Below are 6,426 nucleotides of genomic sequence, written 5' to 3'. Positions count from 1 at the left end.
GAGGCAGCGGCAGCGCAGATCAAGGTACGGGTGCGGCGGGCTCTGCGGGACTCCATGCCGCGATGCTGACGGCGGCAGCTGTGCGGACCGTTAGACGGACGTTAGATGTGTGTCAGAAATGCCGGGAAACCCGTGAGCGGTGTCACGGCCGCGTTACCGGGCCCGCACAAGCGCAGCAGTATCCCCCCTATAGGGTCGGTGACCGTGGCGAACAAGAACATTCCCGACCCCGGCTTCTCCGACGACGACGGCTCGGCCGATCCCCGGCTGAGCGCGGCGCTCGCCGCCTGGGCCGAGGACCGTACCGCCGTGGGGCCGGTGCTGGCGGCGCTCAAGGGCGCCCGGCTGCTCGTCCCGGTGGTGGCCGTGCTCGGCGAGGTGGAGGAGGACGAGAACGGGCTGCGCCGCGAGAAGACCAGCGACATGGCCGTACCGACCCTCAAGGCCGGTGACCGCACCGCCCTGCCCGCCTTCACGTCCACCGACTCGCTGGCCCGCTGGGACCCGCAGGCCCGGCCGGTGGCCGTACCCCTGCACCAGGCCCTCCAGGCGGCCGCGCACGAGAAGGCCGACACCGTGGTGCTGGACCTGGCCGGTCCGGTGCCGTTCGAGCTGACCGGTCCCGCACTGCTGGCGCTGGCCGAGGGGCGTACGACCACCGATCCGCTCGCCGATCCCGCCGTCGTCGCGGCGGTACGGGCCGCGGTCGCCGCCGAGCCGGCCGTACTGCGTGCTCACCTCGGCCCGGGACAGGCCGACGGCACCCTGGCCCTCGTCCTCGATCCGGCCGCCGCCCCGGCCGAGGCCGCCCGTGCGGTGGCCCGGCGGATGGCCGCCGACGAAACACTGAGGGCCCGCCTGGTGCGCGGCCTCGACCTGGCACTGCTGCCGGCCGGGACGACGCCACCGGGCGAGCCCCTGTACGTAAAGGGTTAGGTCAGCGGTAGACCGGGCCCGTGTACTTCTCGCCCGGGCCCTGGCCCGGCTCGTCCGGGACCAGGGACGCCTCGCGGAACGCCAGCTGGAGCGACTTCAGGCCGTCGCGCAGCGGGGCCGCGTGGAACGAGCTGATCTCGGTCGCGCTCCCGTCCAGCAGACCGGCCAGGGCGTGGATCAGCTTGCGGGCCTCGTCCAGGTCCTTGTGCTTCTCGCCCTCCTCGGTCAGACCGAGCTTCACCGCGGCGGCGCTCATCAGGTTGACGGCGACCGTCACGATCACCTCGACCGCGGGGACCTCGGCGATGTCGCGGGTCATGGCGTTGAAGTCGGGCGTCTCTTCACTCATGCCGTTCACCATAGGGGCAGAGGGACAACCAGCCCCAGTCGGCCTCAGTTAGCCCTTTCCGGCCGAGGCTGCTAACCTTGTGTAACGACCGGTCGGACACGCATGTGTGTAAGTGTGACCGACCTACAAGTGGAGGCTTTCGAACTCCCACCTGGCCGCCCTCAGGGCGGCGGGTCACCGGTCAGGCGGTCCCGTCCCCAGCGGCGGCCACCGCCCGAAAGTGCGCCCCGCGGTCACCGCGGCGGTTGCTCCGGTAGTTCGAGGAGCCCCGCCTGTGATCGTCCGGGGCATTTTTTGTGCTTCGGCGCGGTTAGGTCTAACGAACAGAGACGTTACGCGGCTGTCCGCCAGACCGTCGCGTGGTGCTACCGAGGAGGATCCATCAGCGCCGAGCCCCGCATCAACGACCGGATTCGCGTTCCCGAGGTGCGACTTGTCGGTCCCAGTGGCGAGCAGGTGGGCATTGTCCCGCTGGCCAAGGCACTGGAGCTTGCGCAGGAGTACGACCTGGACCTGGTCGAGGTCGCGGCGAACGCCCGTCCGCCCGTGTGCAAGCTCATGGACTACGGGAAGTTCAAGTACGAGTCGGCCATGAAGGCCCGTGAGGCGCGCAAGAACCAGGCGCACACGGTCATCAAGGAGATGAAGCTCCGGCCGAAGATCGACCCGCACGACTATGACACCAAGAAGGGTCACGTCGTCCGGTTCCTCAAGCAGGGCGACAAGGTCAAGATCACGATCATGTTCCGTGGTCGCGAGCAGTCCCGTCCCGAACTGGGCTACCGACTGCTGCAGCGTCTCACGGAGGACGTCCAGGACCTCGGGTTCGTCGAGTCGAACCCGAAGCAGGACGGCCGAAACATGATCATGGTTCTCGGTCCGCACAAGAAGAAGACCGAGGCGATGGCCGAGGCCCGCCAGGCGCAGGAAGCCCGCAAGGCCGAGGCGAAGGCCAACCCCGGCCGCTCGCAGAACGCCGCGGACGCTGCCGCCGAGGCCCCTGCTGAGGCTTCCGCCGAGGCGTGATCCCGGGGGACCCAGGTCCCCAGGACGTAACCGATACAAGAGCGACGCTCCACCGTGCCCGGTTTCGCGACCGGGCACCGGAGCGCCACCGACGAGGAGAGAACGGCGCTATGCCGAAGAACAAGTCGCACAGCGGTGCCAGCAAGCGCTTCAAGGTCACCGGCTCCGGCAAGGTGCTCCGTGAGCGCGCCGGCAAGCGCCACCTGCTCGAGCACAAGTCGTCCCGTCTGACGCGTCGCCTCACCGGCAACGCCGAGATGGCCCCGGGCGACGCCAAGAAGATCAAGAAGCTTCTCGGCAAGTGACACAGCGGCGCGCCGAGCGCCCTGCGTCTGGACCGGGACCCAATCGTTTCCGGGCCGTGTGAGTCCAACCACGGCCCCGCTACAAGGAGTTAACAAGTGGCACGCGTCAAGCGGGCAGTCAACGCCCACAAGAAGCGCCGGGCGATCCTCGAGCAGGCCTCCGGCTACCGTGGTCAGCGCTCGCGCCTGTACCGCAAGGCCAAGGAGCAGGTCACCCATTCGCTGGTCTACAACTACAACGACCGCAAGAAGCGCAAGGGTGACTTCCGCCAGCTGTGGATCCAGCGCATCAACGCCGCTGCCCGCGCCAACGGCATCACGTACAACCGCTTCATCCAGGGTCTGAAGGCCGCGAACGTCGAGGTCGACCGCAAGATCCTGGCCGAGCTGGCCGTGAACGACGCCACCGCGTTCGCCGCGCTCGTCGAGGTCGCGCAGAAGGCGCTGCCGGCCGACGTCAACGCGCCGAAGGCTGCGTGACGCTTGCGCTGGCTTTGAGCCGACGTGACTGAACGGACCCGTGGGTTGTGCCTGCGGGTCCGTTGCTGTGTGAGCACCGGGTTCTTTCGGCGCTTCCCCCACTGCCTTAAGGGCGTGGGGGGACCTCCAGACCCCGCCGTCGTGGTTGATCGCCGTTGCGGCGGACATTTCTTGATGAAGGTGATACAGAATGCCCCCCGCCTCCCCCGAGCTCATCTCCCCCCGCTCCCCCCGCGTCTCCGCCGCGCGGCGGCTGGCCAAGCGGAACTTTCGGGGGAAAGAGCAGCTGTTTCTGGCGGAGGGGCCGCAGGCCGTGCGGGAGGCGGGTGCGCAGCCGGACACCCTGGTCGAGCTGTTCGCCACCGTGGAGGCCGCCGAGCGGTACGCGGACATCATCGGCCTGGCCCGTGACACCGGCGCCCGTGTCCACCTCGCCTCCGAGCAGGTCATCGCGGACATCTCCACGACCGTGACCCCGCAGGGGCTCGTCGGGATCTGCCGGTTCCTCGACACGCCCTTCGAGGACATCCTCCGTACGCGGCCCAAGCTCGTGGCCGTGCTCGCGCATGTGCGCGACCCCGGCAACGCCGGCACCGTGCTGCGGTGCGCGGACGCCGCCGGCGCCGAGGCCGTCGTGCTGACCGACGCCTCCGTCGACCTGTACAACCCCAAGGCCGTCCGCGCCTCCGTGGGCTCGCTGTTCCATCTGCCGGTCGCCGTGGGTGTGCCCGTCGAGCGGGCCGTGGCGGGCTTGAAGGAAGCCGGCGTGCGGATCCTCGCCGCCGACGGGGCCGGGGAGCACGATCTCGACGAGGAGCTCGACAAGGGCACCATGGGCGGGCCGACCGCCTGGGTCTTCGGCAACGAGGCGTGGGGGCTCCCGGAGGAGACCCGCGCGCTCGCGGACGCCGTCGTCCGCGTCCCCATCCACGGGAAGGCCGAGAGCCTGAACCTCGCCACCGCCGCGGCCGTATGTCTCTACGCGTCGGCCCGTGCACAGCGCGCCCCCGGAGGCTGCCGCTCCGTCACCGAGAGCTAGTAGGGTGACCAGCTCGGGGGCCACCTGCGCCGTCTGAGAGGTGGGGTACGGGGATGAGTGTCGGCACGAGCAGCGCACCGGGGGGACGGGACGTACGGCGCCCGCCCGAGCCCCGGTACGACGATCCTGCCGAGCTCGGCATCGACCCCGACGAACTGCCCGACGGGCTCGTCGTCGCGGACGAGCACGGGCGGGTGATCTGCTTCAACTCCGCCGCCGAACGCATCACCGCGGTTGCCGCGCAGGACGTCCTCGGACAGCGCCTCGACAAGGCCCTGCCCTTAGAGGACCTGGAGGGCAGGCGGTGGTGGCAGCTGACCGATCCCTACGGCGGCCTCGCCATCCGGGTCCGGCAGCCCGAGCGGAACCTGCTGCTGCCGGGTGGGCGGGAGGTGCTCGTCTCGGCGCGGTACGTCCGCACGGAACCCACCGGCCCCGTCCGCCGCGTCGTCGTCTCCCTGCGCGACACCGAGGCCCGCCGCCGCACCGAGCGCAGCCACGCCGAACTGATCGCCACCGTCGCCCACGAACTGCGCTCGCCGCTCACCTCCGTCAAGGGCTTCACCGCCACCCTCCTCGCCAAGTGGGAGAGGTTCACCGACGACCAGAAGCGGCTGATGCTCGAGACGGTCGACGCCGACGCCGACCGCGTCACCCGGCTCATCGCGGAGCTGCTGGACATCTCCCGGATCGACTCCGGTCGGCTGGAGGTGCGCCGCCAGCCCGTCGACATCGGGGCCGCCGTCGGCCGGCACATCCAGGCGTACGTCGCGGCCGGACTGTCCGCGGACCGGTTCCTGCTGCGCATCGAGCAGCCGCTGCCCGCCCTGTGGGCCGACCCCGACAAGATCGACCAGGTGCTCAGCAACCTCATCGAAAATGCCGTGCGCCACGGCGAGGGAACCGTCACGATTGATGTAACGCCCACCACGTCCCCCCGCGAGGGAGAGGACGCCGGCACGTCGGTCACCGTGAGCGACGAGGGCACCGGCATTCCGGAGGAGTCCATGAACCGCGTCTTCACCCGCTTCTGGCGGGGCAGCAAGCGCGGCGGCACGGGCCTCGGGCTGTACATCGTCAAGGGCATCGTCGAAGCGCATGGCGGCATCATCACGGTCGGTCGCGCCCCCGGTGGCGGCGCCGAGTTCCGATTTACGTTGCCCGTGAGCGCTCCGGCATATCTGACCTGAGCGGCCCACGGGCGCATTCGCCTACCTCCACCCCGTTAGACTCGGCCTTTGGCACCTTTGTGTCCCGAAGACGGCCTACTGAGTCGGGACGGGGACCTTCAGCCAGCCAATCGGAAGCACGGGAAGAGATGTCGGCACCGAATAAGTCGTACGACCCTGTCGAGGTCGAGACGTTGAAACCGGAAGAGATCGAGCGCATGCGGGACGAGGCGCTCGCCGCCTTTGCCGCCGCGGACTCCCTCGACGCGCTCCAGGAGGCCAAGGTCGCCCACACCGGCGGCACCTCCCCGCTGGCCCTCGCCAACCGCGAGATCGGCGCCCTGCCCCCGCACGCGAAGGCCGACGCCGGCAAGCGCGTCGGCCAGGCCCGCGGCGCCGTGAACAAGGCCCTCGCCGCCCGCCAGGCCGAGCTGGAGGCCGAGCGCGACGCGCGCGTGCTGGTCGAGGAGGACGTGGACGTCACGCTGCCGTACGACCGCGTACCGGCGGGCGCCCGCCACCCGCTGACCACGCTCTCGGAGCGCATCGAGGACGTCTTCGTGGCCATGGGCTACGAGGTCGCCGAGGGACCGCAGGCCGAGGCCGAGTGGTTCAACTTCGACGCCCTGAACATCGGCCCGGACCACCCGGCCCGCGGTGAGGCGGACACGTTCTTCGTCCAGGGCCCCGACGGCGGTTCCGAGTCCGGCGTCGTGCTGCGCACCCACACCTCGCCCGTGCAGATCCGCTCCCTGCTCGACCGTGAGCTGCCGGTCTACGTGATCTGCCCCGGCCGCGTGTACCGCACCGACGAGCTGGACGCCACGCACACCCCGGTCTTCCACCAGGTCGAGCTGCTCGCCGTCGACGAGGGCCTGACCATGGCGGACCTCAAGGGCACCTTGGACCACATGGTCCAGTCGCTGTTCGGCGAGGGCATGAAGACCCGGCTCAGGCCGAACTTCTTCCCGTTCACCGAGCCGTCCGCCGAGATGGACATGGTGTGCTACGTCTGCCGCGGCGAGTCCGTCGGCAACCCCGACCGGCCCTGCCGCACCTGCTCCAGCGAGGGCTGGATCGAGCTCGGCGGCTGCGGCATGGTCAACCCGCGGGTGCTCACCG

8 protein-coding genes are annotated in these 6,426 nt (G+C 70.1%); 7 read left to right on the top strand and 1 reads right to left on the bottom strand.

Annotation, left to right across the window (positions count from 1 at the left end; genetic code table 11):
* Positions 1-204 precede the first annotated feature (204 nt).
* Entirely contained in the window at positions 205-936 is a 732-nt protein-coding gene (locus ACTWQJ_RS44350; protein ID WP_443312068.1) for an SseB family protein, read from the top strand.
* Between the two features lies 1 nt (position 937).
* On the opposite strand, the gene ACTWQJ_RS44345 is transcribed toward ACTWQJ_RS44350, so the two are convergent.
* Positions 938-1,285, bottom strand: coding sequence for a DUF1844 domain-containing protein (locus tag ACTWQJ_RS44345; RefSeq protein WP_224738340.1), 348 nt, complete (start codon positions 1,283-1,285; stop codon positions 938-940).
* A gap of 381 nt (positions 1,286-1,666) precedes the next feature.
* Here ACTWQJ_RS44345 and infC point away from each other — a divergent pair, with 381 nt between their 5' ends.
* The 6 genes from infC to ACTWQJ_RS44315 all read left to right on the top strand — a co-directional run.
* On the top strand, positions 1,667-2,311 hold the full coding sequence (infC, locus tag ACTWQJ_RS44340; protein WP_443312069.1) for a translation initiation factor IF-3: 645 nt from the start codon (positions 1,667-1,669) through the stop codon (positions 2,309-2,311).
* Positions 2,312-2,421: 110 nt separating this feature from the next.
* On the top strand, positions 2,422-2,616 hold the full coding sequence (gene rpmI / locus ACTWQJ_RS44335; protein ID WP_007829094.1) for a 50S ribosomal protein L35: 195 nt from the start codon (positions 2,422-2,424) through the stop codon (positions 2,614-2,616).
* A gap of 96 nt (positions 2,617-2,712) precedes the next feature.
* Positions 2,713-3,096, top strand: coding sequence for a 50S ribosomal protein L20 (gene rplT / locus ACTWQJ_RS44330; protein ID WP_004933571.1), 384 nt, complete (start codon positions 2,713-2,715; stop codon positions 3,094-3,096).
* A 190-nt stretch (positions 3,097-3,286) separates the two neighbouring features.
* Positions 3,287-4,135 carry a TrmH family RNA methyltransferase gene (locus ACTWQJ_RS44325; RefSeq protein WP_443312067.1) on the top strand — a complete coding sequence of 283 codons (849 nt, stop codon included), beginning with the start codon at positions 3,287-3,289 and terminating at the stop codon, positions 4,133-4,135.
* Between the two features lie 53 nt (positions 4,136-4,188).
* Positions 4,189-5,325 carry an ATP-binding protein gene (locus ACTWQJ_RS44320; RefSeq protein WP_443312066.1) on the top strand — a complete coding sequence of 379 codons (1,137 nt, stop codon included), beginning with the start codon at positions 4,189-4,191 and terminating at the stop codon, positions 5,323-5,325.
* Positions 5,326-5,453: 128 nt separating this feature from the next.
* A partial coding sequence (locus ACTWQJ_RS44315) for a phenylalanine--tRNA ligase subunit alpha (protein ID WP_443312065.1) occupies positions 5,454-6,426 on the top strand: 973 nt, incomplete at its 3' end.

This window comes from Streptomyces sp. KR55 (assembly GCF_052245645.1).
Lineage (GTDB): Bacteria > Actinomycetota > Actinomycetes > Streptomycetales > Streptomycetaceae > Streptomyces > Streptomyces flavusporus.
This window is presented reverse-complemented; position numbering and strand designations above follow the sequence as displayed.

What these genes read in the sequence shown, in the direction of transcription:
- ACTWQJ_RS44345 (WP_224738340.1), bottom strand. Translation starts at nt 1,285, where the DNA reads ATGAGTGAAGAGACGCCCGACTTCAACGCCATGACCCGCGACATCGCC.
- rpmI (WP_007829094.1), top strand. Translation starts at nt 2,422, where the DNA reads ATGCCGAAGAACAAGTCGCACAGCGGTGCCAGCAAGCGCTTCAAGGTC.
- ACTWQJ_RS44325 (WP_443312067.1), top strand. Translation starts at nt 3,287, where the DNA reads ATGCCCCCCGCCTCCCCCGAGCTCATCTCCCCCCGCTCCCCCCGCGTC.
- ACTWQJ_RS44320 (WP_443312066.1), top strand. Translation starts at nt 4,189, where the DNA reads ATGAGTGTCGGCACGAGCAGCGCACCGGGGGGACGGGACGTACGGCGC.